The sequence below is a fragment of the Cryptosporangium sp. NPDC048952 genome, assembly GCF_043197895.1.
GTDB lineage: Bacteria > Actinomycetota > Actinomycetes > Mycobacteriales > Cryptosporangiaceae > Cryptosporangium.
The window spans coordinates 104,343-130,689 of the sequence record NZ_JBICTY010000006.1 but is presented as its reverse complement, the minus strand read 5'-3'; the positions used below and the strand labels follow the sequence as shown (position 1 = coordinate 130,689).

Here is a 26,347-nt window from a genome sequence, read left to right as displayed (position 1 = left end):
GTCACCCACCCAGCCGCAGAACGACCGAGCGTGCGCGGGCTGCGGAGATCACGTTGCCCTTTCGTTCGTACCGTTGCAGTGCGTCGGCGGCCGCGTTCCGGGCGCCGATCGGGTCTCTCAAGGTTTCCAGCACTTCCGCGAGGTCGAGCAGGACATCGGCCTCCACGGTGGACAAACCAGTGCCTCGAACCGTATCGACCGCCGACCGCACCGCGGTCACCGCCTGCTCCACCCGGCCCAATCGGGCAAGGGCCTTGCCCCGCGCGGCCCGCGCGGTGGCCTGCGCGACGACCTCGTCGGACGGCGCCGCCCGCTCGGCGTCGCTGGCCAACTGCGCCGACTCAGCCAGCACCCCCTGGGAGTACCGCGCCTGCGCGAGCAGGGCCAGCAGGTTGGACAGCACGTACCGCTCGCCCATCTGGGCACATTCCTCGGCACCGGCGTGCAGCTTCTCGGATGCGCTCGCCGGGTCACCGGCCAGCATCTCCACGTACCCACCGAGGTACGCGAGCGACACCGCCCGCACCCGCAAACCGAGCCGGTCGGTGATCGCCTGCGCGGCCACCAGGTGCTCGCGGGCGTCGTCGAACCGCCCGGCCATCGCGTTCAGTCCGGCGAGCGCGCCGCGCAGCCGCACCTCCGACGTGCGGTTCGTCGTGACGTTCGTCAGCTCGGCGCGGTACTGCGCGATAGTGGCCTCGACCGGGGCATCACCCAGCACCGCGGCCAGCGCGAACCCCTTCGCGATCGCCTGCCGTGCACCGTCGCCGCCGTCCCCGGCGCCGCTCGCGCCGGCCTGCGTGTCGGCTTTCCCGGCGGCACCGCTCATCGCCCGCGGCAGCCACCGCACGTCGCGCAGCAGCGTCCAGTTCGCCGCGACCGAACCACCACCGGAGCCGAGCTCGACGGTCGTCGACAGGTCGGGGATCGGCGGCCGGTCACCGGTGCGGACGAGTCCGGACGTGTCGTCGGCCGACGGACCGGACAGCAGCCGGAGCACGGACCGGACCTTGTCGGCCTCCGCGCGCAGTTCGGCGTCCCCGGTGCGGTCGGCCGCCGTCGAGGCTTCGCTCAACAGGTCCGACGCCCGGCTGAACTCACCGCGCTCGACCAGCGCGGCCGCGAACTGGGGCAGCAGCCCCACCCGCCCGGGGTGCTCGGCGGGCAGCAGCGACGTGGCACGCCCCAGCAGCGTGATCGCCGCGGGCATGTCACGCCGGGCGAACGCGCGCCGACCGGCCCGACCCAGGTGTTCGGCGGCCCGCCGGGACAGTTCCTGCGTCTCCGGGTCGGCCGGGCCGATACCGGTGCGGAAGCGGGCGGCCTGCTCCAGGTGGTAGCCGACGATTTCCTCGAGCTCGGGCAGCCGCCCGGCGAGCGTCTCCTCCATCCAGCGACCGGCGACCTCGTGCAGGTGCGCTCGTTCCCGCTTGGACAGCGAGTTGTACGCGGCGTCGCGGACCAGCTGGTGGCGGAAGCGCAGCGCGCTCTCCCCGTGCAGCACCGACCCTTCGGGGCGGAGCAGCTCCTTGCGCACCAGCGAGAGCAGCGCGCCGGTCACTTCCCGACGCTGCTCGGGAGGCGTGAGCGCGACGACACCGTTGCGGTAGAACACGTCACCGATGACGCTCGCGCGCTCCAGCACTCCGCGTTCGCCCTTCGGCAGGCCGTCGAGACGGGCGGCGAGCAGCGCCCCGACGCTCGGCGGCACCGCCAGCCGGTTGATCTCGGCGGTGAGCGTCCACCTGCCGTCGACCCGGTCGAGCAGACCGTCGTCGAGGAGCATGCCGACGAGTTCCTCGATGTAGAGCGGGTTGCCTTCGGCGGCCGCGACGATCCGGGAACGGACCTCCTCGGCCCCCTCCGCACCGTCGAGCAGGTTGTCCAGCAGCGCGGCCGACTCGTCGGCGGCCAGCGGCTCGAGCATCAGCGTCACCGTGCGGCTGCCGCCGCGAGCCCACTCCGGGCGGTCCTCGAGCAGTTCGGGCCGGGACAGACAGCAGATCAGCACCGGGCTGTCCCGAAGCCACTCGGCCAGCTGGTCGATCAGGTCGAGCAGCGCGGGCTCGGCCCAGTGCAGGTCGTCGAGCACCAGCACCAGCGGACGCCGTGCCGCCAGCGTCGCGGCGAACCGGTACATCGCCTGCGGGAGGTTCTCGACGCTGCTCGTCGTCGTCAGCGTCGTGGACGTCGACGGCGCGGTGGGCTCGCCCAGCAGTCCGGCGAGCACGTCGATCGTGCGGTCGTCGCCGGGCAGCAGTGCGGCGAGTTTCCGGCGGACCGCGGCGGCGTCCTCCTCGGGCCCGGCGCCGGCGGCCTGGCGCACGACGTCGGCCAAGGGCAGGTAGGTCAACCCGTCGCCGTAGCTCAGGCATTCACCGTGCAGGACCGTCGCCCGATCGCCGATCTGAGCCAGCAGCTCGTGCAGCAGCCGGGACTTCCCGGCGCCGCCGGTGCCCAGCACGGTGACGGTACGGACGGAACGCTCGGCGACCGTGCGGTCGAACAGCCGGCGCAGCTCGTCGAGCTCGCGGGTGCGGCCGACGATCGGCGCGTCCAGCCGCCGGGCGTGCCCGGACGCGCCGGGCTTCACCGCGAGCAGCCGCCAGGCGTCCACCGGCACACCGCGACCGCGGACGGTCATCGGCGGGAGCATCGTCGCGGTGACGGCGTCCCGCGACAGCCGGTACGTCGAGTCGCCGATCAGGACGGTGCCGGGCTCGGCCGCTGTCTCCAGCCGGGCGGCGACGTTCACGACATCACCCAGCGTGATGTCCTGCCCGAGGAACGCGCGGCCGATCACCACTTCACCGGTGTTGACGCCGGTGCGCAGATTCAGCGTGACACCCCAGTCACGGTCGAGCGTCTCGTTGAGTGCCTCGAGCGACGCGTGCAGTTCCGCCGCGGCACGCACGGCACGCAGCGCGTCGTCCTCCCGGGCGTTCGGCAGGCCGAAGACGGCCATCACCGCGTCGCCGATGAACTTCTGGACCCGCCCGCCGTGCTTGACGTGAATCGCCGTCGCGTGCTCGTAGTAACGGGTCATCATCCGGCGCAGGACCTCGGGATCGAGGCGTTCGCCCAGCCCACTGGAACCCACGACGTCGGTGAAGACGACGGTGATCGTCTTTCTGAGTTCGCGGGTGTCCTCGGAACTGATCGCGTTTCCGCAGGAAAAGCAGAACCGAGCCTGCGGCGGGTTGTTTTCCTCGCCGCAGTTCGAGCACCGGAGCACGGGTGGCACGGAGGTAGCGTAGGCGCCCGCCGCTTCCCGGCCCACCCGGACTGACGGAAGCCTGACTTCGTGGGCCACGTCACGCAGAGCGCGCGTGACGGTTATTGCAGTCCGTGCCGGAAGTGACGGAGTCACCGAGCCTTACGGACGAGTGCCGCGGGGTTGAGAATTTCGATCTTCGACCGTCCGATCGCGATGATCCCAGCCTCTTCCACGGCCCGCAATGCCTGGTTCGTGGTGGGACGCGAAGTACCGGCGAGACTGGCGATCACTTCCTGCGTCAGCGGTACCGCGACCGGCCGGGTGACGCCGTCGTCGTAGGCCCTGGCGAGCGTCGCGAGGCGCCGCAGCACCCGCTTGTCGGCAGGCAGGTAGAGGAACTCCAGCAGCCGTCCGTTGAGCCGGCGCACTTCGTTCGCCAGCAGCTCCGCCAGCACCCGGTCGACGCGCGGGTACTGCTGACGCAACGCGTCGAACCGGTCGCGCTGCAGGGACAGCGTCTCGCAGCCCTCCAGCGCCGTGACGGTCGCCGAGCGCACGGCCTTGGCCGGGTCGGGGTCGAGGAGCGCGAATTCACCGACCGTCTCGCCCGGCCCGAGCACCGCCACCGTGACGCTGTCACCGGCGTCGGTGGTGACCCGGACGCTCACGTGACCGGACTCGATCAGGTGTAACGAGTTGGCCGGGTCGCCCTCGTGGAAGAGCACCTCGTTCCGGCGGAACTTCCGTCGCCGGGCGACAGCGAGCAGCTCACGCCGCTCTTTGTCGCTGATCATGGACAGCGTCGACCACTCCATCGACCGGGAGTCCTCCTCTTAGCTGAACTTCACCGAGTCGAGCAGAGCCTTGAACTTGCCCTCGTTCTTGTTCCACGCGTCCTCGGACGAGAAGAACACGAGCACAACGGTCTGGTTCGACGTCGGGTCGGTCGTGACGAAACAGCGGATCCGCAGTTCCCCGCTTCCGCCGTCCTGCCGCAGCGTGCCGTCGTGCAGCGTGGAGTCGCGGCCGTCGACGACCGTCGTCTCCTGCGGATCCAGGGACAGCGTGGTCGGCATCTGAGCGACGAGCGATGCCCGGCGCTCGTCGGCCGTGTTGGGGAACGCGGTGGTGGCGAACAGTGTGTAGACGCCGACGACGGAGTCCGAGTCGCTGCGCAGTTCCCGCTCGAGCTGCGTCCAGCCGGCGCTCGTCCCGGTGGTGGTGAACAGCGTGGACGCCTCGTCGGCGTGCGGTGAGAACACGACGTTCGTGCCCTCGCCGTGCGTCTGCCACGTCTCCGGGTAGTCGAACGAGACCGGGACGGTCGTCGTCGCCGTGAAGTGTTTGGTGCCCTCCTGGAAGGGCTTCACCACCAGGAACACGACCAGCGCGATCGCCAGCACGAGCAGGCCGGCGAGCCCGCCGATCAGCAGTTTGCGCTTCTTGTCGTCGTGCTGGCGGGCCGGCGGTGCACCGACCCCGTGCGGTGGCGCGCTGATGCCCTGCGGTGGCCCCGAAAACGGATGCGGCGGCCCGGAGTACTGGTACGGCGGGCTCGAACCGGGATGCGGCGGGCCGGAGTACGGGTAGGGCATGCCCTGGCTCGGCGGCCCCGACTGCGGGGGCGCGGAGTGCGGGGGTGCGGACTGCGGCGGAGCCGAGTGGGGTGGCGCCGAGTGGGGGTACGCCGTCGGCGGGAACTGCGTCGGCGAGTACTGGTTCGGGTAGGTGCCCGCGGGCGGCCCGCTCTGGGGCGGGTAGGTCTGCGGCGAGTACTCGCCGCCGGTCCACTGCGCGGTGGGCAGCGGCGTCCCCTGCTGCTGCGGGTTGGCGCCCGACACCGGAGGCGCTGTCCACGACGGCGGCCCTGACGCGGGCGGCGTCGTGGGGGACTGCGGAGTCGGTGGTTGAGGCGCAGGCGGAGCGCTGCTCGGGCTGACCGCGGTGCCGGTGGCAGCCGTCGGCAGGTTCACCGGCTTGCCGCTGAACGCCGCTCCGAGCGCGGCGATGAACTCGCCGCAGGACGCGAACCGGCCCTCCGGCCCCTTCGCCATCGCGGTCGCGATGACCTGGTCGACCTCGACCGGCACCTCCGGGCGCAGGGAGCTGACCGGTGTCGGCATCTCCATCAGGTGCGCCCAGAGCAGCGCCGCGTCGTCGTCCCGGATGAACGGCACCTTGCCGCTCAGCGCCTGGTAGACCACGCAGCCCAGCGCGTACACGTCGGTGCGCGCGTCGACCGGCTTGCCGCCGATCTGCTCCGGCGCGACGTAGTCCATCGTGCCGACGACGATGCCGGTGGCCGTGACGCCGGTCAGCGACGACGCCCGCTTGGTGAGACCGAAGTCGCTCAGGTAGACGTGGTCGCGCCCGGCCGGCGTGCTGGCTGCCGACACCAGGATGTTGGCGGGCTTGACGTCCCGGTGGACCAGCCCGGCCTGGTGGGCGGCGTCGAGTGCGGCGCCCACCTGACCGAACAGCGTCATCGCTTCTTCGACGGTCAGCGTGCCCCGCCGTTTCAGCACGACCTTGAGGTCGGCGCCCTCCACGAACCGCATGGCCAGGTAGAGGTGGCCGTCGACCTCGCCGGCCTCGTAGATCGGAATGATGTTCGGGTGATCGAGCGACGCCGCCAGGCGTGACTCGCGCAGGAACCGTTGCCGGAACTCGTCGTTCTGGGCGAGTTCCGGCGCCAGGACCTTCACAGCAACGATTCGACCCAAACGGGTGTCTTCGGCGCGGTAGACGTACGCCATCCCACCGCGCCCGATGAGCGAGTGGATCTCGTAGCCCGCAGCGCGAAGCCCGTCCAGGCGCGCGGACTCGACTGGATCACTCATCGCTGACCACCGGTTGGTTCGACACGGTTCAGTGCACCCGGTTCCCGCAGTATCCGCAGAACTGCTGCCCCGGCTGGAGCGGCTGCCCACATTGGTCACAGCTGCCGGCCGCGTGGTCGCCGTGGGTGGCGAGAGCCCCGGCCAGCGGCCCGGCCTGCGCACCCGCACCCTCGGCGCCCTGGCCGCCGATCACCGCGGTGGCGCCGGACGGGTTGCTCCCGCCCGGGACCGCCGGCCCGGTGATCGCCGGCGCTCCGCTGACCGGCGGGGGGTTCGTCGGCGAGTACCGGAGGACGGTCTGTGCCTCCGAGTTCGGATCCGGTGCCCCGGCGAACGGTGTCTCGCTGTACGCGGGAACCCCGGGGTACGGCTGCTGGCCGGCGTACTGCTGGTAGCGCGGATCGACCCACCCCGGCGGCGGACCGGCCTGGCCGGGGTAGGGCGCGCCGTAACCGGGCATCAGGTTCGGGTCGTGGCTCGACCCGTCCGGAGCCGGTGTGCCCTTGCCGCCGCGGCCGCGCAGCAGCACGACGCCGAGCAGCAGCGCGAGCACGGCGACAGCACCCAGACCACCCCAGAGCAGGATGTTCGTGGAACCACCGGAGTCGCTCGAACTGCCGTCGTCGGTGTTGCCGAAGCCCGACGTGTCGGTGGCGCCGTTCGTGCCCTTGTCTGCCGACGTGCCCTTGCGCTGCTGGGCGGTCGCCAGCTTCTCGGTGGCCAGCGCGTGCCCCGGGTAGAGCTTGAGCACCTGCTCCAGGTTCGGCGCCGCCGCCGTGTACAGCTGGTTGTTGTAGTTGTGCAGCGCGTTCTCGTAGGTGAGGTCGGTGGGGCCGCGCTCGGGCTCGACGCCGACGGCGGCCAGCGCCTCGGAGATCGCATCCGGCCCGACCAGCTTGATGTCGTTGCCGCTCTGCGCGAGGAAGCCGACGACCTCGCCCTTCTCGGAGACGACCGGACCACCCGACATGCCGCTGGTGAATCCGGTCTTCAGCTGCGCCAGGTAGTCGTCGTTCGGGCGGACCAGGCCGCTGCCCTTCTTCGTGAAGTGGGCCTGGGTGAGCTTGAGCGACTTCTCGTCGCCCGGCGTGTTCGTGAAGCCGAGCGAGCTGACCGCTTCGACCTCGTCGGCCGACGAGCCGAGCACCACGGACGGCATGCTGCTCGCGCCGACCTTCAGAACCGCCACGTCGGACTTCTTACCGGCCGTGGGGTACACGACCTCGGCCGGGAGGTCACCGAACTGCTTCTGGTCGGCGACGAACGGCTGAACGGTGACGACGGCCTGCGTGAAGATGACGCATCCGCCGGTCTCGTCCGTGGTGTTGCCCGAGTAGCAGCGCTGCAGCCGCTTGCTGACGACGTCGCTGGTGTTGGCCGACGGCTTGGCCTTGGCGTACGGGTCGGCAGGCATCGGAGCGCCGTCGCCGTACCGCTCGTTGAAGATCTTGTTGACCGCGAAGATCGCGGCCCGGTTCAGGTCGACGCCGGTGACGGTGGGAGACGTGACGATCGTGCCGCTCGGGTTGACCACCGAGCCGCTGCCGGTAGCGAGCAGTGGCTGGTAGGAGCGCTGCACGAGCGAGATGTCGTTACCGGTGGACCCGCGGAAGTTGTGCTCGATCAGCGAGATGCTGACCTTGCCGTACGTCATGATCCGGACGACGGCCGGGGAGATGAGCTCGACGGGCGTCGGGTGCTTGTGGGCCTCGGCGGGAGTGGCGATACCGAGTGTGAGAGCCGTGACGCCTACAGCGAGTACGGCGGCGGTCAGTCTGAGACGAGGCAGACGCATGGGGAGTTCCTCCACTCGGAGGGTGAGAAAAGCGTCGATCATCGGCGGCGGCCGGCGCCTGTGACTGGACCATGAATCCGGAGAAAGTTATCACGGGGCCCAGGGCGGCGTAACCGGACAAGTGGCCGGTTCCGGCGGGGAGTCGGAAGCCCGACAGTGCCGTCGATTCACCGGCTGAGCTGCACTGTCGCATCGCGACAGCGAGCCCGCGTGCGGGTCAGAGCGAGGCCGGGGTTCCCGGGTCGTTCTCGGTGAAGTCGGTTCGTCCGACACAACCGCTCGTACCAGGGCAGGCAGCCCCGTCCAGGCGGTCGAACGGGCAACGTCGGTCGGTCAGCAGCTCCAGCGAGATGGTCATCGTCCCGGTCCTTTCCGGTCGTGTCGGAAGCGTGTAACCAGGGTCGGTGTCGGCCGCTGAGTTCGTGATCGTCACGGGAACGCCCGGAACGTTCGCCTGCGAACACTGACCGGTTCCATCTGACGGCCGCGCGGAGAGCCCGTCAGTCGATCGCGAGGAGATCCCGTGCTGGCCCGGAGTGGGTCTGCCGATCCGGCCTGCGAGGTCTGACCCTCCGGTTCGTACGAACTCGACCGTTCGGTGGGTCAGTTGACGGGGTGACGACAACCGCGCTCGTCGATCGAGCCGACCGCCGCGGTGCTCACCGCGTTCCGCGGCGCGATGAGCGTCCCCGACGTGACCGCCGCCGCGAAGGACATCGCGTGCGCGATCCCGAACCTCCACTTCGGGGAGCTTTTCGACGGGTTGAAAGAGGTCGGGCCGCTGCTCGCGACAGCGATCCCGCTCGGCGTCTACAACTTCACCGAGGGCATGGACAACGCGCGGGTGGCCGCGGTGGGTGTGGTGCTCTCGTTCATCGGGCTGATCCACGCACCGGAAGTCGGCTGGAACATGAACGGGCCGGTGGCGCTCGGCTACTTGTTCGTCGCGGTCGTGTGCGGGGCGTTCGCGGCGACGCGTCCGGAGCCCCGGGTGCCGGACGCCGAGGAGGTCGAGCTCGACCGGGTGCACGGCGGTTAGGCTCCCCTGCATGGCTGTCGTGAAGATCAACGCGATCGAGGTTCCCGAGGGCGCCGGCCCCGAGCTGGAGAAGCGCTTCGGCGCGCGGCACGGTGCGGTCGAGGGTTCGCCCGGCTTCCTCGGGTTCGAGCTGCTGCGTCCGGTGAAGGGGGAGACCCGCTACTTCGTCTACACCCGCTGGGAGACCGAAGAGCACTTCCAGGCATGGGTGAACGGCCCGGCCATGGAGGCGCACTCCGGCGAGCGCGCCCGCCCGGTCGCGTCCGGCTCGTCCCTCCTCGAGTTCGAAGTAATCCAGAGCGCGCGGCCCTAGACGGGCTCCAGGTCAGGACCAACCGCGCCTGCGGCGCGGTTGCGGACAGGGTGCGGTTCGACGCTGCCCTTCAGCGGCCGCTGGTGCGGCCGACTGGACGAATGTGTCGAACAACTACGAAAGCCTCGACGAGCTGCAGCACCAGCACGAGATCCGTCAGGCGCTGACGGCCCGCGCGGCCTACAGCCTGCTCCGGATCACCGCCGCGGTGCCGCCGGACATCCGCACCGTTCTGGGCGCTGCCGACGCCGGGCAGCGCGCGAGCGCGTGGCTCGCCGGTTCGTCCACCAACCCCGGTCGGTGGACGAACCGCACGGTGCTCGCCGAGGAGCTGGCCGAGCTCGACCTCCTGCTCGTGGACCTGCGCGCCCACCTGGTCGTCGTCCTCGACTGGCTGGCGGCGCACCTGGGCAGCCAGGTCGGACGCGCGGGACACCAGCAGACGATCCGAGTACCGCGGACGCTGATGGCGGAGTGCTCGACGCTCGTCGACGACCTGAGCGTGCTCTCGCCGGCAGCCGCCGCCTGAGTTCCCTTGTCAGCGGCCGGCAAAGCTGCTGAGGTGGGCGGCATGCCTTCCGACCGGGCCGCCGTGCGCCGGGCCGTGCTCGCAGTCGAGGGCCACATCGGCGACCTGGTCGTCGAGCGGATCGTCGCGGAGATTCCGGCCTACCGGTCCCTGGACGTCCGGCAGCTCGCCGAGGTGCGGGCGATCGCGCTCTGGGTGTTACGGCGGTTCCTCGACCTCTGGGTGGACCGGGCCGAGCTGAGCCCCGACGACCTGCTCCGGGTGCGGGGCATCGGCGCCGCGCGGGCCGCGGACGGGCGGCCGCTGCCGAGCGTCCTGCGCGCCTACCGGGTCGCGGCGAACACCGCTATCGACCGGATCGTGGAGCTGGTCGAGCCGATGCTGACGGTCGCCGACGCGATCGCGTTCACCCGGCTCTGGCTGAGCAGCTTCGACCAGCTGACCGAGTCGATCTACGAGGGGTACAGCGTCTCCGCGGAGCGGCTGACCGCCGACCGCGACCGGGCCGTCCGCGATTTTTTCGACGACCTGCTGGCCGGACGTCAGGCCCACCCCGGCGCGGCCGCCGACCGCTCCCGCGCCCTGGGGATCACCCTGCCCAGCCCGGCGACCCTCCTGCTCGCCGAACGCAACGAAGGCGCGCGGCTCGCGAAGGAGCTCGGCGTCGGGGAGAGCGCGCTGGTCACCGCGCGGGGGCCGCGGGCCGTACTGCTGATGCCGGCGCTCGACGACGCCGTCGTTCGGAAGGCGCTCGACGCGGTGGGGTGTCGTGGTTGCGCGATCCGCCCGCCGCGGGCGGACACCCTCGTCGACGCCTACCGCCTGGCCACGCTCACGCTCGACCTCGCCCCCGCGGACGCCTACGAGGGCGGCCCACTCCTCGGCGAGTCCGACGGGCACGCGCTCGCGCTGCTGGCCGGACACCCGGCCGAGCCGGAGATCGTCGCGCGGCACCTGCTCGGCGCGCTGCTCGACCCGGGCCAGGAGCACGTCCGCGAAGGCCTGGACGCGTTCCTGGCCGCCGGGTCGGCCACCACCGCCGCCGCGAACGTGGGATTGCACCCGCAGAGTTTGCGGTACCGCCTACGCCGGGTGCGGGAGTTGACCGGACGTGACCCGCGCCGGAGCTGGGACCGGTTCGTGCTCGGCCTCGGCTCCCGGATCGCCGCATCGTTACGCACGACGGAGGAATAGATGACCGACGAGAAACTGGTCTCCGGGCGCGGCATCACGGCCGGGGAGCGGTTCAGCGACCCCGAACTCTGGGCCGACGTCGACGGCGAGGGCCCGCACCTCTGGCGGACGCTCGGCTACCGGCAGGCCGGATGGGAGCCGGGCAGCAGCACTGTCGAATGGGACGCCACGCCCGACTACTGCTTCCCGTCCGCGGGTGGCCCGATCGTGCAGGGCGGGCTCGTCACCGCGCTGCTCGACGCCGCGATGGGCGGCGCGTGCTGGACCGTGCTCGACAACGACCAGGCGTTCCTCACCGCGGACCTGCGGGTGGAGTTCCTGCGCAGCTCCCGGCCCGGGCTGCTGCGCGCCACCGGAGAGGTGATCCGGCGGACGCGCCGCGTGGTGTTCTGCGCGGCGGAACTGCACGACGCCGAGGGCGTCCTGCTGGCCACCAGCCGGTGCACGCAGGTGCTGCTGCCGGCGGACGGTCGGGCAGGCCGCTACGGCCCTCCGGAACCGGACGGTGCCCCTCCGCGCGACGCCCGCGGCTAGGCCGTTCCGCGCACCCCCGCCAGAACCAGGTCGACGAGCTGATCGAGGTACTGGTCGCTCTGCTCGCGGGCGACGTCACGCAACTCCACCGGCGTCACCGCGACGTGCATGATCGTCGCGCCGAGGATCGCGTCGAGCACCAGCGCGGGCGACGTGCCCGCCGGCAGCTCGCCGCGGGCCGTCGCGCGCCGGACGATCTGCCGGGCGGCGAGCATCGTGGGATGCGTCAGCCGGTCGCGGTGCTCGGCGAACTCGTCGTGCACCGCGCCCTCGACGACCAGGCGCATGTAGGTGACACCACCGTCGGCCCAGAACATGCCGAGCAGTTGCGAGCCGAGGTTGCGCAGGTCGGAGCGGATGTCGCCGGTGTCGATCGAGACGTCGACGGTCGCGCGCGCGGCGAGCGCGTCGAAGAGCAGTTGCTGTTTGCTCTCCCAGCGGAGGTAGAGCGAGGCCTTGCCGACGCCGGCGGCGCGCGCGACACCGTCGATCGTGAACCCCGCCCAGCCCTTCTGGCCGAACAGCTCGATGGCCGCACGGAAGACACGGTCTTCGAGTGCGGGATCGCGGGGTCGGCCCCGGGGCGCGGGGGTTCTGGCGGTCGAGGTCGTGGTCACTGGCTGTTCCCCACAGCTCGGAGTCGGGGGTCGTGGGCCTGGGCGGCAAACGAGCCTATCCTTGCCCGACTCGCCGCGAGTCACACTTGTCTGGCGACAGGAGTTTATTCCGGTTGTCATCGTGAGTTAATCGGCAACCTCTGGACTAGACGGACGTAATTTGGTGCCTTCGCTACTCCTGTGGGAAGAATCGCAACGTGGCTGTCAGTTCCTGGTTCAAGCTCCGCAGGCGCCAATCGTCCCGGGTTGGTGGTCCGGTTCGCCGAGCGACGGTCCACGATGCGCTGACGCCGCTCGACGTCGTCGTCGTGGGCGCCGGCATCGGCGGTCTCACCACGGCACTCCTGCTGGGGCGTCGCGGCCACCGTGTCGTCGTGATCGAGCAGGAGCGGATCGCCGCGCCCGCGGGTCTCGCCGACGCCCGCTGGTGGTGGCGCTCCAGCGCGCCCCAGGCGGCGCACGCGCACGTCTTCCCGGCGCGGTGCCGGGAGCTGCTCGCGGCCGAGGCGCCGGACGTCCTGGCCGCGATGCGCCGGGCCGACATCGGTGAGGTTCGGCTGACGCAGCACGTACCGTCCACGTTGACCGGTCCGGTCGACGACGACCCGCGGTTGGTGGGACTGGCCGCCCGGCGGTCGGTGTTCGAGTGGGTCCTGCGCCGCGCGGTGCTGGCCGAGCGTGGCGTCACGCTGCTCTCCGGGCTGTCCGCGGTGGGCCTGGTCGTCGGCAAGGGCGAGTTCCCGCGGGTCACGGCGGTCCGGCTGGCCGGTGGCCAGTTCATCCCCGCGGACCTGGTCGTGGACGCGGCGGGCCGGCGCTCACCGGTGCCCGGCTGGCTGCTGGCGGCCGGTGGCGCCCCGCTGGACGTCGAGGAGACGCCCGGCGCTGTCACGTCGCACACCCGCTTCTACGAGACGCACGGCGGCAACCCCGGGCCGGCCGTGCCGCTCGTCGGTGCCCACGACGGCTACACGAGCCGGTTGGTGCCGGCCGAGGCCGGGGTGTTCGCCGTGACGTTCGAGGTACCGGCCGACGAACGGGCCTTCGACGCGCTCGTCGACGGTCGCGCGTTCGACCGGGCGGCCGCGCTGGTCCCGGGCTTCGGCGAGTGGGTCGACGAGAGTGCCAGCCGGCGGCTGACCCGGGTCGCGCGCCTCACCAGCGCCGACAACCGCCTCCAACGGCTGACGAAGAACGGGCGCCCGCTCGTCGTCGGGTTGCTGCCGGTCGGGGACGCGGTCTGCGCGACACCACCCGGTCACGGCCGGGGCATCACGCTGGCGATGCTCTCCGCGGTGCGGCTGGTGCAGGCCGTCGACGCCCACCCGGGCCTCACCCCGGCCGACGCCGCCGCACGCACGCTCGCGATGGACGCCGCGATCGGGGCGGAGATCGCACCCTGGTTCCGCGACTCCGTCGTCCTCGACGGGGGGTCCACCGCGCACGCCGAGCTGGCGACGGCGGCGCAGCGCGATCCGCAGGTCTGGTCCGCCTGGACGCGGATGCAGAACCTGCTCGTCGTGCCCTCGGCGGTGCTCAACGACCCGGACGTGGTCGGGCGCGTCCGGGCCACCCAGGAATCGGGCTGGCGCGCCGGGACCGACGACGCCCCCACCCGCGAGGACGTCCTCGTGGCGCTGGCCGGCCCCGTGAAAATTCCCGCCCAGCGCGTCGCGGTCGAGCTCGCGTCAGTGTGAGTTCAACAGTTCCCGCAGCGACGCGCACGACGTCCGGAGCGCCTTCTCGCACGCCGGCGACGTGACCGCCATCGCGAAGAACCCGTGGATGAGCCCGTCGAAGCGGTGCGCGACGGTCGGTACGCCCGCTGCGGAGAGAGCCGCCGCGTACGCCTCGCCGGCGTCGCGCAGCGGGTCGAACTCGGCGGTGACGACCACCGCCGGCGGCAGCCCCTCCAGCCGCCCGCGCAGCGGCGACAGCCGCGGGTCGGCCGGATCGACGGTCGGCGGAAAGTAGTTGGCGCTGAACCACGCCATGTCGGACGCGGTGAGGAAGTAACCCTCGGCGTTCTCCGCCATCGAGGGCCACTCCTCGACGAAGTCCGTCGCGGGGTAGAGCAGCAGCTGCGCCGCGATGGCCGGGCCACCGGCGTCCCGGGCGTCCTGTGCGACGACAGCGGCCAGGTTGCCGCCCGCGCTGTCCCCGGCGACAGCGATCCGGGTCGCGTCCCCACCGAGCGAGTCGACGTGCTCGGCGGCCCACCGGACGGCCGACAGGGCGTCGTCCACGGGCTCCGGCCACCGCGACTCCGGTGCCAGCCGGTACCCGACGCTGAGCACGACAGCGCCGACCTCGCGGCAGATCCACCGCGCGTGGTCGTCGTGGGTGTCGATGTCGCCGAGCACGAACCCGCCGCCGTGGAAGAAGACGACCGTCGGCACCGGCCCTGCGGTGGAAGGCCGGTAGATCCGCCCGGGTAGGGGTCCCACGGACACGTCTTCGATCGACGCAACCGGCACCAGCGTCGCGGGATCACGAAGGTCGACCGTCATGGCGCGGAAGGTCCGCCGCGCCTCGTCCGGCGCACCCGCACCGAGTCGGGGCATTCCCGGTGAGTTGAGGAGCGCCAGTAACGGCTCGATGGACGGGTCAACGGGCATCGTCGCCTCCCAAAGCTGTGCTGTGGCTGCCGAAGAAGCGGCCGCTCGCCGCCACTTCGGCTTCGAACTGCGGCACCATGGTCTTCGCCCGGGCGCTGACGGCCCGGTCGAACAGCGGCCCCAGGGACAGCGTCCGGAGCGCGGAAAGAACGGCCACCGACCGCGGGACGTACACCCTCCGCGCACGTCGGAGGATGCCGTCGAGCAGCGCGGACGCGCAGTCCTCCACCGAGACGGTCCGGCCCAGCGGGCCGGGCACCCGGCGCAGCCCGTCGCGGAACGTAGCCAGGTCCGACGCGAGCGAGCGCACCATGTCGGTGTCGATCCAGATCGGATGCGCGGAGCCGACGGTCACGCCCTTGTGGGCCACTTCGAGCCGCAGGCAGTTCGCGAACTGCTCGACCCCGGCCTTGGCCGCCGCGTAGGGCGCCAGTCCGGGCAGCATCGCGAACGCGGCCGCGGAGGAGATCAGCAGGTAGTGCCCGCGGCTGGCGGTGACCGCCGGCAGCGTGGCCGTCACCGTGCGGACGACGCCGAGCAGGTTGACCTCGATCACGCGGGCGACGACCTCGGGCGGCGTCACGGCCACCGTGCCGTGGTTGGCGATCCCGGCGTTGGCCACGACGACGTCGATCGCGCCGTGTTCGGCCAGCGTGCGCTCGACCGCGGCCTCCAGAGCGCGCTGGTCGGTGACGTCGCACTCGACCCAGGTCGCGCCCGGCAGCGATTCGGCGAGTTCGGACAGCAGGGCAGGCTCCAGCCCGACCAGCGCTACCCGAGCCCCCACGTCGGTGGCCTGTCGGGCGAGTTCGGCACCGATGCCACGGGCGGCACCCGTGATCAGCACGGTCGGCCGTCGTGTCACAGCGCGCCTCCGTTGTGGTACTAGCCCGTACCAGAATGGGGGTGACGGTACCATTTCGGGCGAGGAGGGTGAAGCGTTGACTACTGCGGCAATGCGGCAGACGAACCTCGACGACACCGCGGGTGGCCACCGGGGCCGCCTGCTCTCCGGGATGGCCACGGCACTGGTCGAGAAGGGGTACGGGGCAGTCACAATCGCCGACGTCGCCCGGCACGCGCGCGTCTCGAAGCGGACGTTCTACGAGCACTTCGCCGACAAGCAGGAGTGCTTCCTCGCGGTGTACGCCGCGGCGAGCGATCGGCTGCTGCACGTGGTCGGCGAGGCCGCGCGTCCGGAGCTGGACTGGCGCGACCAGGTGCGGGCGGCGGTGTCGGCCTACCTCACCGCGCTGCAGAGCGATCCCGCGCTCACCCGCGCCATGCTGCTCGAACTGCCGTCGGCCGGGCCGGAAGCGCTGCGGCTGCGGCGCCGGGGCCAGCAGGATTTCGCCGCGATGCTGGTGGAGCGGGTCGAGCTCTCGCCCGCGATGGCCACCGCGGTGATCGGCGGGCTCAACGAGTTGGTGCTCGAAGCGGTGGAGGACGGCCGGGCCGACCGGCTCACGGATCTGGCTGACGAAGCCACCGACTTCGCGAGGGCCGTACTTGGGTCCGGGGCGGCGGGATCACCGCCCCGGACCCCTTAGAACTCAGACTTCCAGGTCACTCTCGACCCGCGAGAGCATGTGCCTGGCCATGGCCAGGTTCGCCCGCCCGCGGTCAAGCGAGAGGTAGAGGAACAACCCCTTGCCCGACCGCGACTGCACCGGGCGGATCAGGTGGTACTGGTTCCGCAGCGTGATGAGGATGTCCTCGATGCTGTCGCCGAGGTTCAGCATCTCCATCGTGCGCATCTTGGCGCGGACGACGTCGGTGTTCCCGGCGGCGGCGACGTTGAGGTCGAAGTCCTTCGTGCCGCCTAACGTGCCGAGCGCCATCCCGCTGTTGTAGTCGACGAGCGCCACGCCGATCGATCCCTCGATCGTCATGGCCTCTTTGAGCGCGGTGTCCACACTTGCCATTGGTTTCTCCTTCGTCTGGTGATCGATGTGGTGGTGCGGGTCGCGGTCAGGTCAGCGACCACCTCCCGCCGAGCCGACGGCGTCCAGCAGGTCCGCGAGACGGTTCGCGACCTGCCGGGCCTCCAGGTGGAGCCGGCCGATGTTGGTCTCTTCGCCGGTCACGACGGTCAGTACGGCGCGCGGACCGGCCGCGTAGGTCGCCACGTAGCCATGCGTGCCGCGGGTGACGGTCTCGGCGAACTGCCCCGGCCCGACCGTCTCGATCAGACGCTGGCTCAGGCCGAGTACCGCTGCCGACAGGGCCGCCATCCCGTCCGGCTCGATGCCGTGCGTGTCGTGCGCCACCAGCCGTCCGTCGACGCTGGCGACAAGGCTCCCCGCCACGTGGCGCACGCGGTCGCGTAACCCCCTGATCTGGGCCAGGACGTCCGCTTCGATCTCCACCGCACTGCCTCCGTCGAGTCCGAACACTTTCTTGCCGATGAGCCGTCTGGTCGGGATCGCTCCGTTGAGACGCGGACCGGGTCCGATCGGTACGCGGCGGGGGCCGAGCGGCCAGCGAGCGCTCACCGCAGCCCCTCGAGGGCGTTGCGCACCCGCGACAGCAGGCTGTGGTCCGGCTCCGGGACGTCGAGGATCGACGGTTCCCTGGCCGCCTCGGCGCGGGGTTGCATCGGCACCACGCCCCGCAGCGCTGCGCCGGGTTGGCGGCGCGGCAGCGGCATCGGATGGGCCGGGTCGGGTCTGCGGGTCGGCAGCTCGGGCTTGCGGGTCGGCAGCTCCGGCTTCCGGCGGCTGCTTCGGCCGGCGCCGCGCAGCCCGCTCCGCCAGCCTTCACCCGACTCCCCAGCCGCTTCGGTCGGCTGCGGGTCCGCGGTGGTGCTGTCCACTGCCTCGGTCGACGTCGGGCGAGCGGTCGGTTCGGGCGCGGGCTCCTGGCGGGCCACCTGGATCAAGCCGGCCGTGACGAGGCGGCGGGATTCGAGGATCGTGTTGAACGCGGATCGGCCGAGCAGCCGGGCCAGTTCGCGGGGCGTGCGCCGCCCGTTGGCGTGGACGATCAGTTCCCACTGCAGGTCGGTGAGCACGACGTGGTGCCGCCCGAGCCGCATGGTGGCGACCACCGGCTGGTCGTCCACGTTCGCCGGTGGTGTCCGCTCGAGCAGCCGTTTCCGTTTTCGGATCTGGACGTCGAGCGCGTCGGCGCCGATGCGGCGCACCGGGCCCCACCAGTGTCCGTCGCCGGCCGCGAAGCGCACCGGCCCCGTGTCGGCCGGTGAGGCGGTGAGCAGCGCGTACGCCCCGTCGGTGATCGCGGACGCCGTGCACAACTCGGCCTCGCCGCGGCTGAGCGCACCGGACTTGACCAGGACGTCGCCGACCTGTCCGGATGCCGCGCCGGTCGTCCACGCGCTCTGGAACGCGGGTGTCGCCACCGTGCCGGACGCCTGTAACAGGCAGTCGACCCCGGGCGCCGCAGGGGTGTGGACGTAGTACACCTCGCCGTCGATCAGGTAGATCGACCCGCTGATCACGCCGTCGACGTGCAGCGCGCCGGTCGCGCGGTTCGTCGTCGACTCGTCCAGCGCCTCGACGAGGGTGCGCCACGTGCCGGAGTCGAGCCCTTCCCGGTGTGTGGCCGTCGCGTGGGTGGCCATCAGCCGAGCACCAGGTCGGCGGCGAGCCCGGCGAGCCGGTGCCGGGCGATCGCCAGGTTGGCGTGCTCCCGGTCGAGCCATAAGTAGAGGAACAGCCGGCTGTCCAATCGTGTGTTGAGGAAGCGGAGCACGTGATAGCGGGCGGCCGACGCCACCACGATGTCTTCGACGACGTCGCCCGCGGCCGAGACCGCGAACGTCGCGTTCTCCAGCGCGGCCCGGGCCACCTCCGTGGCACCGGCGGCGGCCGGCTCCTCGCCGCAGGGCCAGTCGCCGGCGCTGCCTACCGCGAGCCCGGAGGCGTAGTCGACCAATCCGGCGCCCAGCACGCCCGGAATGGACATGGCGTGGCGGAGGCTCTCGTCGATCCCGGGCACACGTCACCTCTCCCTGCCGGTGAGGCTGGGCCGCGCGGGAACTGGTGAGCAGCCAGTAACCGAACGGGGCCAGCCGGTCGTGCGCCCCGGCACGGATCTTACGACTACAGCGAGCGCTGGTGTGGGTGCGGTACGTATTCTATGAGGTTCGGGTTTATACCTTCAGGTATGTATTGCCGCCGTGTATTTGAGCGACACCTGTCCGGCTGGTGTCGCACCTCGGACGGACGCCCGGTACCGGCTGTTCCGTACCGCCCGTATGCTCGGCGGTCGCAAGGCAAGTCCGACGGAGCACAGCGGAGGCTCGCGCGTGGCGGTACGCGCAGGCGGCACCGGGGTCGTAGTGGCTCCGGCAGTTGTCGACGCCGTGGCCCATCGCTGGTGGCAGATCGCCAACGAGACCTGCTTCGTCCCGATGAGCTCCGCCGAGATCGAGGCCGAGCTGCGCGGGCACACGGCCCGTCTCCTGCGGTCGCTGTCGACGGTGCCGTTCCAGAGCCAGCCGGGCCGTGAGGTCGGCGCCGCGCTCGTCGCTCGGCACTTCGCGTCCCCGGCGTTCATCGGACGCACGATCGAACTGTTCGACGACGCCGTGCTCGCGCCGCTGGGCGTCCCGACCGCGTCGCGGGCGCGGCGGCCGACCGAAACTCCGTCCGGATCGGACAGCCTCGTGCGCCCCGGCGCCGTCGACCGGTCGTCCCGGCTCTCGGCCCTGCGTGCGGCGCTGGTGGCCGGGTACACCGAGGCGCTGCGCTCGCAGACGCTCACCCAGCAGGAGGAGCTCCGCCGCGCCGACCTCGCTGCCCGCGCCGATCTGGAAGCGGCGTCCAAGGCGCACGCGGCCCGGTTCCGCGCGGTGTTCGACAACGCGGGCGTCGGCATCGCGATCAGCGAGTGGGACGGCACGATCCTGGAGGCCAACCCGGCCCTGCGCACGATGCTCGGCTACACGCTCAAACAACTGCGCCAGCGTCGGCTCGACGACCTGGTGCACCGCGACGGTGCGTTCGCCGGCCCCACCGAGGTGGGGTTGCGTGGGGACGCGCCCGCGCCGGTCACCGGCGAGCGGCCGCTCGTCGTCAACGGTGGCGGCGTCATCTGGGTGCAGTTGACGACGTCGGTCATCACGCCGGGGGACGGCTCCGAGGGCGATCCGGCGGACGAGCCGGGAACGTCGCTGGCCCGCCTCGACGATCGGACGCGCTACCAGCTCACGGTCATCGAGGACGTCACCGAGCGGCGCCGGATGCGGGCCCGCCTCGTGCACCAGGCGCTGCACGACCCGCTCACCAGCCTGCCGAACCGGGCGCTGTTCTTCGACCGGCTCCGCGAGGTGCTGGTGCGCACCGGGCCGCGCGACCCGGTCGGCATCCTCGTCATCGACATCGACGGGCTCGCCGCGGTGAACGACAGCCTCGGGCACGAGGCGGGTGACCAGATCCTCGCGTCGGTCGCGGACCGGCTGAGCGAGGAGGTCGCCCGCGCCGGTCACCTGGTGGCCCGCATCGACGGCGACGACTTCGGGGTCCTGGTGGGTCCCGGCGGTTACCGGGGCGCCGCCGACGCGCTGGCCCGCCGGGTGCTCGCGGTGCTCGCCCGCCCGTTCGCCGTCGGCGCGCACGCGATCCCGGTCACCGCGACGATCGGCGTGGCCGAGGTCGACGCGGCCGGTGCGGACGCCTCGGGGGTGCTGCGCGCCGCCCAGACCGCGCTGGAGTGGGCGAAAGCCGACCCCACCCGGTCCTGGGCGGCGTTCGAGGCCGGCCGCGGCGAACGGGAGACCGCCCGCCGGCGCTTGGCCGCCGCGATGCCCGCCGCGCTGGAGAGCGGGGCGTTCCAGCTGGAATTCCAGCCGATCGTCGGGTTCCCGGACGACTCGGTGCGCGCCGCCGAGGCGCTGGTGCGCTGGAACCACCCGCGGTTCGGCGTCCTCGAGCCGGCGCAGTTCATTCCGCTGGCGGAGGAGACCGGTTTCATCGTTCCGCTGGGGCGGTGGGTGCTCTCCGAGGCCTGCCGCCAGGCGGCGCGCTGGCGGACGGTCGGCACCGAAGCGCCGCTGGTGAGCGTCAACATCGCCGCCCGCCAGGTGGCCGACCCGTCGCTGCTCAACGACGTCGCCGTGGCGTTGACGCGGTCCGGGCTGCCGCCGGAGGCGCTCCAGCTCGAAATCACCGAGAGCGCGATCGTCGGCGGCGCCGAGGCTCCTACCGAGGTGCTGCAGGCGCTGGCCGGTGAGGGCATCGGCATCGCGATCGACGACTTCGGCTCCGGCTACTCGAACCTTTCGACGCTGCGGCACCTGCCGGTGCGGGAGCTGAAGCTCGCCGGCACCAGCGGCATCGGCGCCGACCTGGACACGGGCATGGATGCAGAAGTGGTGGGCGCCCTGGTCGGGCTGGCCCACGCGCTCGGCCTGAGCGTCACCGCCGAGGGCGTGGAGACGGCCGGACAGGCCGACCGTCTCCGTGAACTCGGCTGCGATGCCGGGCAGGGCTGGTACTTCGCCGGGCCGATGGCCCCGGACGAGTTCGCCGCCTCGCTCTCCTAGGCGGTATCGCCCTCGACGGTCGCCCGCTGCCACGTGACCAGCACCACGGTGGTGATGCGGGTGGCGTGCAGCCGTATCCCGCGTCGGGCGTCGTTGCCGTCCTCGTCCGGCGCGAGCCACGGACCACCCACGGCCGTGCCGGTCGCCAGCGTGCGGCGACACGCGTTGACCAGCACCGTCGCGGACGCGGCCGGAAAGAGCTCGGTCGTCGTGCCCCGTACCACCCGCTCCCGCGGCCGGCCCATCCAGCGCAGCGCCGACCGGTTGGCGTGGTCGACCTGGAAGTCGGCCACCGTTCCCCGCTCGGTCGGCACCGGGCTCAGGACGAGCGCCGGTTCGCCGAACGCGTCCAGGGCACGGTCGATCCAGCTCGCCCGGCCGTTGTCCGCGTTGCCGACGCCCGATCGCGCCACCACGTCGGCCGCGATCTGCACGAGCTTCACGTTGGTGCTCTGCGAGAGACTCACGAGCCGGGCGAACGCACCCTCGTCGTCGACGCCGTACCGCTCCATGAACACGCCCTTGGCCTGTTCGATCACCGCCCGGCGGCTCATGGCCTCACGGAGGCCGTCGAGCTCGGCCCGGACTTTCAGCAGTTCGTCGCGCAGAGACGTGACGTCCATCGGGATTGCGGGATCGCCCGCAGGACCCGCTGATACCACTACCCAGCCACCCCTCCCCAATAGGGCGGCTGGCTGCTCAACCGTGTTCCCGAAGATGTGCGCTGCCATTATGCCGATCGACCGCGAGTGGTGGTGCAACTGTCCCCGGTCGACGGTCGCGGGCCTCAGGTCAGCAGCCAGCGAACCCCGAGCAGGAGGCAGGTGAGCGCGACGAACGCGAAGAGCGCGACCCAGAGCAGGGGGTGCAGCCCGGTCAGCCTGGCGAGCTGATCGGCGTCGGAGTGCGGAGCCTGTCCGCGACGGCGGAGCCGTTGCAGCTCCACCACCGGGCGGGCGCCGCCGACCAGCAGGAACCAGGTGAACGCGTAAGCGAATCCCGCCTGGACCTGGGGCGTGCCGAACCAGGACACGACGAACACCAGGCCGCCGGTGACCGCCACCGAGAGCACACCGTAGAAGTTGCGGATCATCACCAGCAGCGCGGCGAGGCCGGCGATCGCGAGCCAGAGCATCGCGGTGATGTGCCCGGCGGTGAGCAGGGCGGCGCCGAGCAGGCCGAGCAGCGAAGGTGTGATGTAACCGGCGACGCCGGTGGCGACCATGCCCGGACCGTAGGGCTTGCCCTTCGACACCGTGACGCCGGACGTGTCGGAGTGCAGGCGGATGCCGGTCAGGCGGCGGCCGGACAGAACGGCAGCCAGCGCGTGGCCACCCTCGTGGGCGATCGTCACGATGTTGCGGGAGATCCGCCAGACCGCGTGGGGGACGACCGCGACCAACGCGAGAACCGCGGCCGCGAGCACGATCCAGTTGGCTGGCTCGGGCTGCGTTCCCAGGACGTTGTTCCAGACCTCGCTCAGGCTCCGCTCGTCCACGCGGGGAGGGTCGCACATGCCCACCACTCTCAGGTGAGCGCCCTTGGTGACCGTGGGGCAAGAGCGTGAGACAATCCCTTATTGGTGGTATTGGGTTTTTTGTAATGCCAAGGGGGAAATGATGCGGGAACCTTCCGCCGGTGGCGCGATCGGCGGCCGGCTGGCCGTCGTAGGGCTGTTCGCTGCCCTCGCCGGCGGCCTGTTCTGGTCTCCGGCCGCAGTGGCAGCCGAGCCGGCGCCCGACGTTGTCACCGTTTCGCGCAACACTGGCGGGACGCCGGAGACGAATGCCGGAACCGTGTCCGGGACGGTCGATACCGGCCTGCCCATTGGGTCCAGCTGGACCTGACCGTTGCGCCGAATCTGTGCACCGTTCCGCGAAGAGCGCTCAGCGGGTCCGGCATGATGTGATCGCCCAAGCTGGACTGATACTGCCTGGGATGGCACTGCCGGGGAGGTGCGCGTGGCCGAAGTGACGAGGCGGCGCATCGCCGGGGTTCCCACCCGGCTCTGGCCGCTGGTTCTCGTCACGGCCGCGGTCGGCCTCGCCGGCACCGAGGCGGCTATCACGGTCACCGGTGCTTCGCTGGCGCCGGGCTGGCTGATCCCGGTGTTCATCGGCCTGTTCCTGGTCGGCGAAGCCACCCAGCTGCACGTCCAGCTGCGCCGCGAGACGCACTCGTTCTCGATCTCCGAGATCCCGCTGGTGCTCGGGCTCTACTGGCTCTCCCCGCTGGCGCTGGTCATCAGCCGCCTGACCGCAGTGATCGTGGTCAACGCGGTCAGACGCACGACGCCGCACAAGTTCGTCACGAACTGCACGGTCGCGGCCGCCGAGACCGGCGTCGCGGTCGCGGTGTTCGCGTACATGAGCCCGCTCGACACCACGAAGCCGCTGCTCTGGGTCTCCGTGCTGCTCGCGGTCGGCCTGGCCGACCTGGTGAGCTTCGCCGGCATCCTGGCGGCGATCACGCTCTACGAGGGGCGTCCGGCACCGGTCGCGGTCACCCGCCTGGTCATCGCGTCGATCTCGGTCGGTGTGCTGAACACCACGGTCGGGCTCGTCGTCCTGATCGTGCTCAAGGTCAACATGGCGGCGCTGGCGCTGCTCGTCGTGCTCGCGGTCGTGCTCGTGGCCGGATACCGCGCCTACGCGCAGTTCCTGGCGCAGCACAAGAGCCTGGGAGAGCTGTACGCGTTCACCCGGGCGGTCAGCACGGCCCGGCAGGAGAACAGCCTCGCCGACACGATGCTCACGCGGGTCCGCGAGCTGCTGTCGGCCGAGTCGGCCACGCTCTGGATGCCCGCCCTGGGACGTCATCCGGAGACCGCGCTGGTCGCCCGCGTCGATCAGGCCGGCCTGATCGACGAGCAGATCGGCGAGGACCCGATCCGCCGCCGCGTGCTCGACACCGGCGTCACCGTGCACCTCGGCCCCCGCGGCGCCAACGCCGACCTCCGGTTGCGCCGCGCTCTGCGCGGCCGCGAGGTGAAGGATCTGATCGTCGTCCCGCTGCGGTCGGGCACCGCCGTCGTCGGCTGCCTCGAGGTCGCCGACCGTCTCCACGACCTCGCGACGTTCGGCGCGGCCGACGTGCGGCTGCTGGAGACGCTCGCCGCGCACGCCGCAGTGGCGGTGGAGAACTCGCGGCTGGTCGAACGGCTGCGGTACGACGCGTACCACGACACGACGACCGGGCTGCCCAACCGGCGGCGCCTGGTCGAGGCCGTGGAGGCCGCGATCGCTGTCGACCCGGTGCCCGACGAGGTCGTCGCACTGCTGGAGTTCGACATCGACGCCCTGCGCGGCGTCAACGAGACGCTGGGACACAAGGCGGGCGACCGGCTGCTCGCCGAGGTCGGGAGCCGGCTGCGGTCGCACGCCCCCGACGGCGCCCTGGTGGCCCGGCTGGGCGGCGACGAGTTCGCCGTCCTGCTGCGCGCGTCGGGCGTCGACGGCGTGGTGTCGCTCGCCACCGAGCTGCGGCGGGTCGCGATCGAGCCGTTCCCGCTGGAGAACTTCACGATCGAGGTCGGCGCCGCGGTCGGCGTGGTGCTGTTCCCCGACCACGGCGACGACAGCGAGTCGCTGTTCCGGCGCGTGGACGCCGCCACCGATGCGGCCAAGGCGCTGCCCCGGGGCGTCGCGGTTTACGCCACGACGATGGAGTCGCGCAGCGTCCACCGGCTGAGCCTGGTGCCCGAACTCCGCCGGGCGATCGAGAAGGACGAGCTGACGGTCCACTACCAGCCCAAGGTCGCGCTCTCCACGCGGGAGCTGATCGGGGTGGAGTGCCTGGTGCGGTGGGAGCACCCGGATCAGGGTCTGCTGATGCCGGGGGAGTTCGTACCGGTCGCCGAGCACACCGGGCTGATCGGGCCGCTCACGCGCTGGGTGCTGCGGGCGGCGCTCGCGGAGTGCCGGCGCTGGCAGGACCGTGGGCGTCCACTGGGGGTGTCGGTGAACCTCTCGGCGCGGACGCTGGAGGATCCCGACTTCCCGGACGACCTGGACCAGCTGCTGGACGAGGCGGGCGTGCCCGCCGGGCTGCTCACGTTGGAGATCATCGAGGGCGGTGCGCTCACCGACGCCGAACGTCCGCTGGCGACGCTGCGTCGGCTGGCCGACCGCGGGGTGCGGCTCTCGCTAGATGACTTCGGGGTGGGCACGTCGTCGTTCAGCTACCTGCGCACGATCCCGGTGCACGAGATCAAGATCGACCGCTCGTTCGTGCTCGGGATGAACACCGACGCGGCCGATCTGGGCATCGTGCGGTCGATCGTGGGGCTGGGACAGCACTTGGGACTCTCGGTGGTGGCCGAGGGCGTGGAGAGCGAGCGGGTGCTGGCGCATCTCGAGGAGATGGGCTGCGACATCGCGCAGGGGTTCCTGTTCGCGCGGCCGCTGCCGGCCGACCGGCTCGAGTCGTGGGTCGCCGCGCGGACGTCGTCCTCGCCGGACGCCTCTCCGGATGCGGATGAGGCGACGCGCCGGTTGCGGGTCGTGGGGCAGCACGGATAAGTGCTGGTCGGCGCGGTTTTTCGGCGTATCGGGGATACCGATTTCGCATGTGCGGGGCGGGCCGTGTAATCTTTGCAGCGGCTCGCAAGGCCCCCTTAGCTCAGTCGGCAGAGCGTCTCCATGGTAAGGAGAAGGTCTACGGTTCGATTCCGTAAGGGGGCTCCGATTCGCCTAGGTTGGATGCCCGGCAGTGAAGCTCGCTGCCAATGGCGGTGTAGCTCAGATGGCAGAGCAAGCGGCTCATAATCGCTGTGTCGCCGGTTCAAGTCCGGCCACCGCTACCGTGCCAGGTAAGCTCGTAGGTCGAGCACCGAACCCGATTACGTAGAAAGAGGCACTTCCGTGGCCGCCACCGACGTCCGACCGAAGATCACGATGGCTTGCGTGGAGTGCAAGAACCGTAACTACATCACCAAGAAGAACCGGCGGAACGACCCCGACCGGCTCGAGGTGAAGAAGTTCTGCCCCAACTGCGGCAAGCACCAGCCCCACCGCGAGACCCGCTAAGAAGTTCTGCGCCGGTCCGGCTGCGGCAAGCACCAGCCCCACCGCGAGACCCGCTAAGAAGTTCTGCGCCGGTCCGGCTGCGGCAAGCACCAGCCCCACCGCGAGACCCGCTAAGA

25 protein-coding genes and 2 tRNA genes are annotated in these 26,347 nt (G+C 71.4%); 13 read left to right on the top strand and 14 right to left on the bottom strand.

Annotated elements, in window-relative coordinates:
• Nucleotide 1: 1 nt before the first annotated feature.
• The 5 genes from ACGFY5_RS30960 to ACGFY5_RS30940 form a co-directional block, all read right to left on the bottom strand.
• On the bottom strand, nt 2–3,244 hold the full coding sequence (locus tag ACGFY5_RS30960) for an AAA family ATPase (RefSeq protein ID WP_392725279.1): 3,243 nt from the start codon (nt 3,242–3,244) through the stop codon (nt 2–4).
• A 122-nt stretch (nt 3,245–3,366) separates the two neighbouring features.
• Entirely contained in the window at nt 3,367–4,032 is a 666-nt protein-coding gene (locus ACGFY5_RS30955) for a Crp/Fnr family transcriptional regulator (protein WP_392725277.1), read from the bottom strand.
• An 18-nt stretch (nt 4,033–4,050) separates the two neighbouring features.
• A complete protein-coding gene (locus ACGFY5_RS30950; RefSeq protein ID WP_392725275.1) occupies nt 4,051–6,057 on the bottom strand; it encodes a protein kinase in 2,007 nt (668 codons plus the stop codon).
• A gap of 28 nt (nt 6,058–6,085) precedes the next feature.
• Nucleotides 6,086–7,852 (bottom strand): trypsin-like peptidase domain-containing protein, encoded by a 1,767-nt coding sequence (locus ACGFY5_RS30945; protein WP_392725272.1) that lies wholly within the window; start codon nt 7,850–7,852, stop codon nt 6,086–6,088.
• A gap of 217 nt (nt 7,853–8,069) precedes the next feature.
• Nucleotides 8,070–8,210, bottom strand: a complete 141-nt coding sequence (locus ACGFY5_RS30940) for a hypothetical protein (RefSeq protein ID WP_392725270.1) — start codon at nt 8,208–8,210, stop codon at nt 8,070–8,072.
• A 297-nt stretch (nt 8,211–8,507) separates the two neighbouring features.
• Here ACGFY5_RS30940 and ACGFY5_RS30935 point away from each other — a divergent pair, with 297 nt between their 5' ends.
• The 5 genes from ACGFY5_RS30935 (at nt 8,508) to ACGFY5_RS30915 (ending at nt 11,461) form a co-directional block, all read left to right on the top strand.
• Nucleotides 8,508–8,891: a hypothetical protein gene (locus ACGFY5_RS30935; protein ID WP_392725267.1), complete on the top strand. Its 384-nt coding sequence runs from the start codon at nt 8,508–8,510 to the stop codon at nt 8,889–8,891.
• A 10-nt stretch (nt 8,892–8,901) separates the two neighbouring features.
• Entirely contained in the window at nt 8,902–9,204 is a 303-nt protein-coding gene (locus ACGFY5_RS30930; protein WP_392725264.1) for an antibiotic biosynthesis monooxygenase family protein, read from the top strand.
• Between the two features lie 103 nt (nt 9,205–9,307).
• Nucleotides 9,308–9,733, top strand: coding sequence for a hypothetical protein (locus ACGFY5_RS30925; protein WP_392725263.1), 426 nt, complete (start codon nt 9,308–9,310; stop codon nt 9,731–9,733).
• Nucleotides 9,734–9,775: 42 nt separating this feature from the next.
• The gene (locus ACGFY5_RS30920; RefSeq protein WP_392725260.1) at nt 9,776–10,927 is read left to right on the top strand and encodes a helix-turn-helix domain-containing protein; all 1,152 of its coding nucleotides are present in this window, start codon (nt 9,776–9,778) and stop codon (nt 10,925–10,927) included.
• On the top strand, nt 10,928–11,461 hold the full coding sequence (locus ACGFY5_RS30915) for a PaaI family thioesterase (protein ID WP_392725257.1): 534 nt from the start codon (nt 10,928–10,930) through the stop codon (nt 11,459–11,461).
• Here the strand turns inward: ACGFY5_RS30915 and ACGFY5_RS30910 are convergent.
• Nucleotides 11,458–12,078, bottom strand: a complete 621-nt coding sequence (locus tag ACGFY5_RS30910) for a TetR/AcrR family transcriptional regulator (protein WP_392725255.1) — start codon at nt 12,076–12,078, stop codon at nt 11,458–11,460. The two genes, ACGFY5_RS30915 and ACGFY5_RS30910, sit on opposite strands and share 4 nt — an antisense overlap.
• 197 nt (nt 12,079–12,275) lie before the next feature.
• On the opposite strand from ACGFY5_RS30910, the gene ACGFY5_RS30905 reads away from it, so the two are divergent.
• On the top strand, nt 12,276–13,775 hold the full coding sequence (locus tag ACGFY5_RS30905; RefSeq protein ID WP_392725253.1) for an FAD-dependent oxidoreductase: 1,500 nt from the start codon (nt 12,276–12,278) through the stop codon (nt 13,773–13,775).
• Here the strand turns inward: ACGFY5_RS30905 and ACGFY5_RS30900 are convergent.
• Complete coding sequence (locus ACGFY5_RS30900; RefSeq protein WP_392725251.1) at nt 13,767–14,696, bottom strand: alpha/beta hydrolase; 930 nt, start codon at nt 14,694–14,696, stop codon at nt 13,767–13,769. The two genes, ACGFY5_RS30905 and ACGFY5_RS30900, sit on opposite strands and share 9 nt — an antisense overlap.
• Nucleotides 14,686–15,561, bottom strand: coding sequence for an SDR family oxidoreductase (locus ACGFY5_RS30895; RefSeq protein ID WP_392725248.1), 876 nt, complete (start codon nt 15,559–15,561; stop codon nt 14,686–14,688). Before ACGFY5_RS30895 ends, ACGFY5_RS30900 begins: the two co-directional genes overlap by 11 nt.
• A gap of 76 nt (nt 15,562–15,637) precedes the next feature.
• On the opposite strand from ACGFY5_RS30895, the gene ACGFY5_RS30890 reads away from it, so the two are divergent.
• Nucleotides 15,638–16,246, top strand: a complete 609-nt coding sequence (locus tag ACGFY5_RS30890; protein ID WP_392725246.1) for a TetR/AcrR family transcriptional regulator — start codon at nt 15,638–15,640, stop codon at nt 16,244–16,246.
• A 3-nt stretch (nt 16,247–16,249) separates the two neighbouring features.
• Here the strand turns inward: ACGFY5_RS30890 and ACGFY5_RS30885 are convergent, their stop codons facing one another.
• The 4 genes from ACGFY5_RS30885 to ACGFY5_RS30870 are packed head-to-tail and all read right to left on the bottom strand — an operon-like array spanning nt 16,250 to nt 18,656.
• Nucleotides 16,250–16,621: a hypothetical protein gene (locus ACGFY5_RS30885; RefSeq protein ID WP_035857859.1), complete on the bottom strand. Its 372-nt coding sequence runs from the start codon at nt 16,619–16,621 to the stop codon at nt 16,250–16,252.
• A 51-nt stretch (nt 16,622–16,672) separates the two neighbouring features.
• Complete coding sequence (locus ACGFY5_RS30880) at nt 16,673–17,191, bottom strand: roadblock/LC7 domain-containing protein (protein WP_392725243.1); 519 nt, start codon at nt 17,189–17,191, stop codon at nt 16,673–16,675.
• On the bottom strand, nt 17,188–18,279 hold the full coding sequence (locus ACGFY5_RS30875; protein WP_392725241.1) for a hypothetical protein: 1,092 nt from the start codon (nt 18,277–18,279) through the stop codon (nt 17,188–17,190). Before ACGFY5_RS30875 ends, ACGFY5_RS30880 begins: the two co-directional genes overlap by 4 nt.
• On the bottom strand, nt 18,279–18,656 hold the full coding sequence (locus ACGFY5_RS30870; RefSeq protein WP_392725239.1) for a hypothetical protein: 378 nt from the start codon (nt 18,654–18,656) through the stop codon (nt 18,279–18,281). Before ACGFY5_RS30870 ends, ACGFY5_RS30875 begins: the two co-directional genes overlap by 1 nt.
• Nucleotides 18,657–18,966: 310 nt before the next feature.
• On the opposite strand from ACGFY5_RS30870, the gene ACGFY5_RS30865 reads away from it, so the two are divergent.
• Complete coding sequence (locus ACGFY5_RS30865) at nt 18,967–21,204, top strand: putative bifunctional diguanylate cyclase/phosphodiesterase (RefSeq protein WP_392725237.1); 2,238 nt, start codon at nt 18,967–18,969, stop codon at nt 21,202–21,204.
• On the opposite strand, the gene ACGFY5_RS30860 is transcribed toward ACGFY5_RS30865, so the two are convergent.
• Together ACGFY5_RS30860 and ACGFY5_RS30855 are read right to left on the bottom strand one after the other, a co-directional pair.
• Nucleotides 21,201–21,827, bottom strand: a complete 627-nt coding sequence (locus ACGFY5_RS30860) for an ANTAR domain-containing protein (RefSeq protein WP_392725235.1) — start codon at nt 21,825–21,827, stop codon at nt 21,201–21,203. The genes ACGFY5_RS30865 and ACGFY5_RS30860 overlap by 4 nt on opposite strands.
• 164 nt (nt 21,828–21,991) lie before the next feature.
• Nucleotides 21,992–22,702 carry a M50 family metallopeptidase gene (locus ACGFY5_RS30855; protein WP_392725233.1) on the bottom strand — a complete coding sequence of 237 codons (711 nt, stop codon included), beginning with the start codon at nt 22,700–22,702 and terminating at the stop codon, nt 21,992–21,994.
• Nucleotides 22,703–22,823: 121 nt separating this feature from the next.
• Here ACGFY5_RS30855 and ACGFY5_RS30850 point away from each other — a divergent pair, with 121 nt between their 5' ends.
• The 5 genes from ACGFY5_RS30850 (at nt 22,824) to rpmG (ending at nt 26,231) form a co-directional block, all read left to right on the top strand.
• Entirely contained in the window at nt 22,824–23,051 is a 228-nt protein-coding gene (locus tag ACGFY5_RS30850; RefSeq protein WP_392725231.1) for a hypothetical protein, read from the top strand.
• A 114-nt stretch (nt 23,052–23,165) separates the two neighbouring features.
• On the top strand, nt 23,166–25,724 hold the full coding sequence (locus ACGFY5_RS30845; protein ID WP_392725229.1) for a putative bifunctional diguanylate cyclase/phosphodiesterase: 2,559 nt from the start codon (nt 23,166–23,168) through the stop codon (nt 25,722–25,724).
• A gap of 89 nt (nt 25,725–25,813) precedes the next feature.
• A tRNA-Thr gene (locus ACGFY5_RS30840) sits at nt 25,814–25,886 on the top strand.
• A 46-nt stretch (nt 25,887–25,932) separates the two neighbouring features.
• Nucleotides 25,933–26,005: transfer RNA gene (locus tag ACGFY5_RS30835), tRNA-Met, on the top strand.
• A 94-nt stretch (nt 26,006–26,099) separates the two neighbouring features.
• Nucleotides 26,100–26,231 (top strand): 50S ribosomal protein L33, encoded by a 132-nt coding sequence (gene rpmG / locus ACGFY5_RS30830; protein WP_240746576.1) that lies wholly within the window; start codon nt 26,100–26,102, stop codon nt 26,229–26,231.
• Nucleotides 26,232–26,347: the final 116 nt, after the last annotated feature.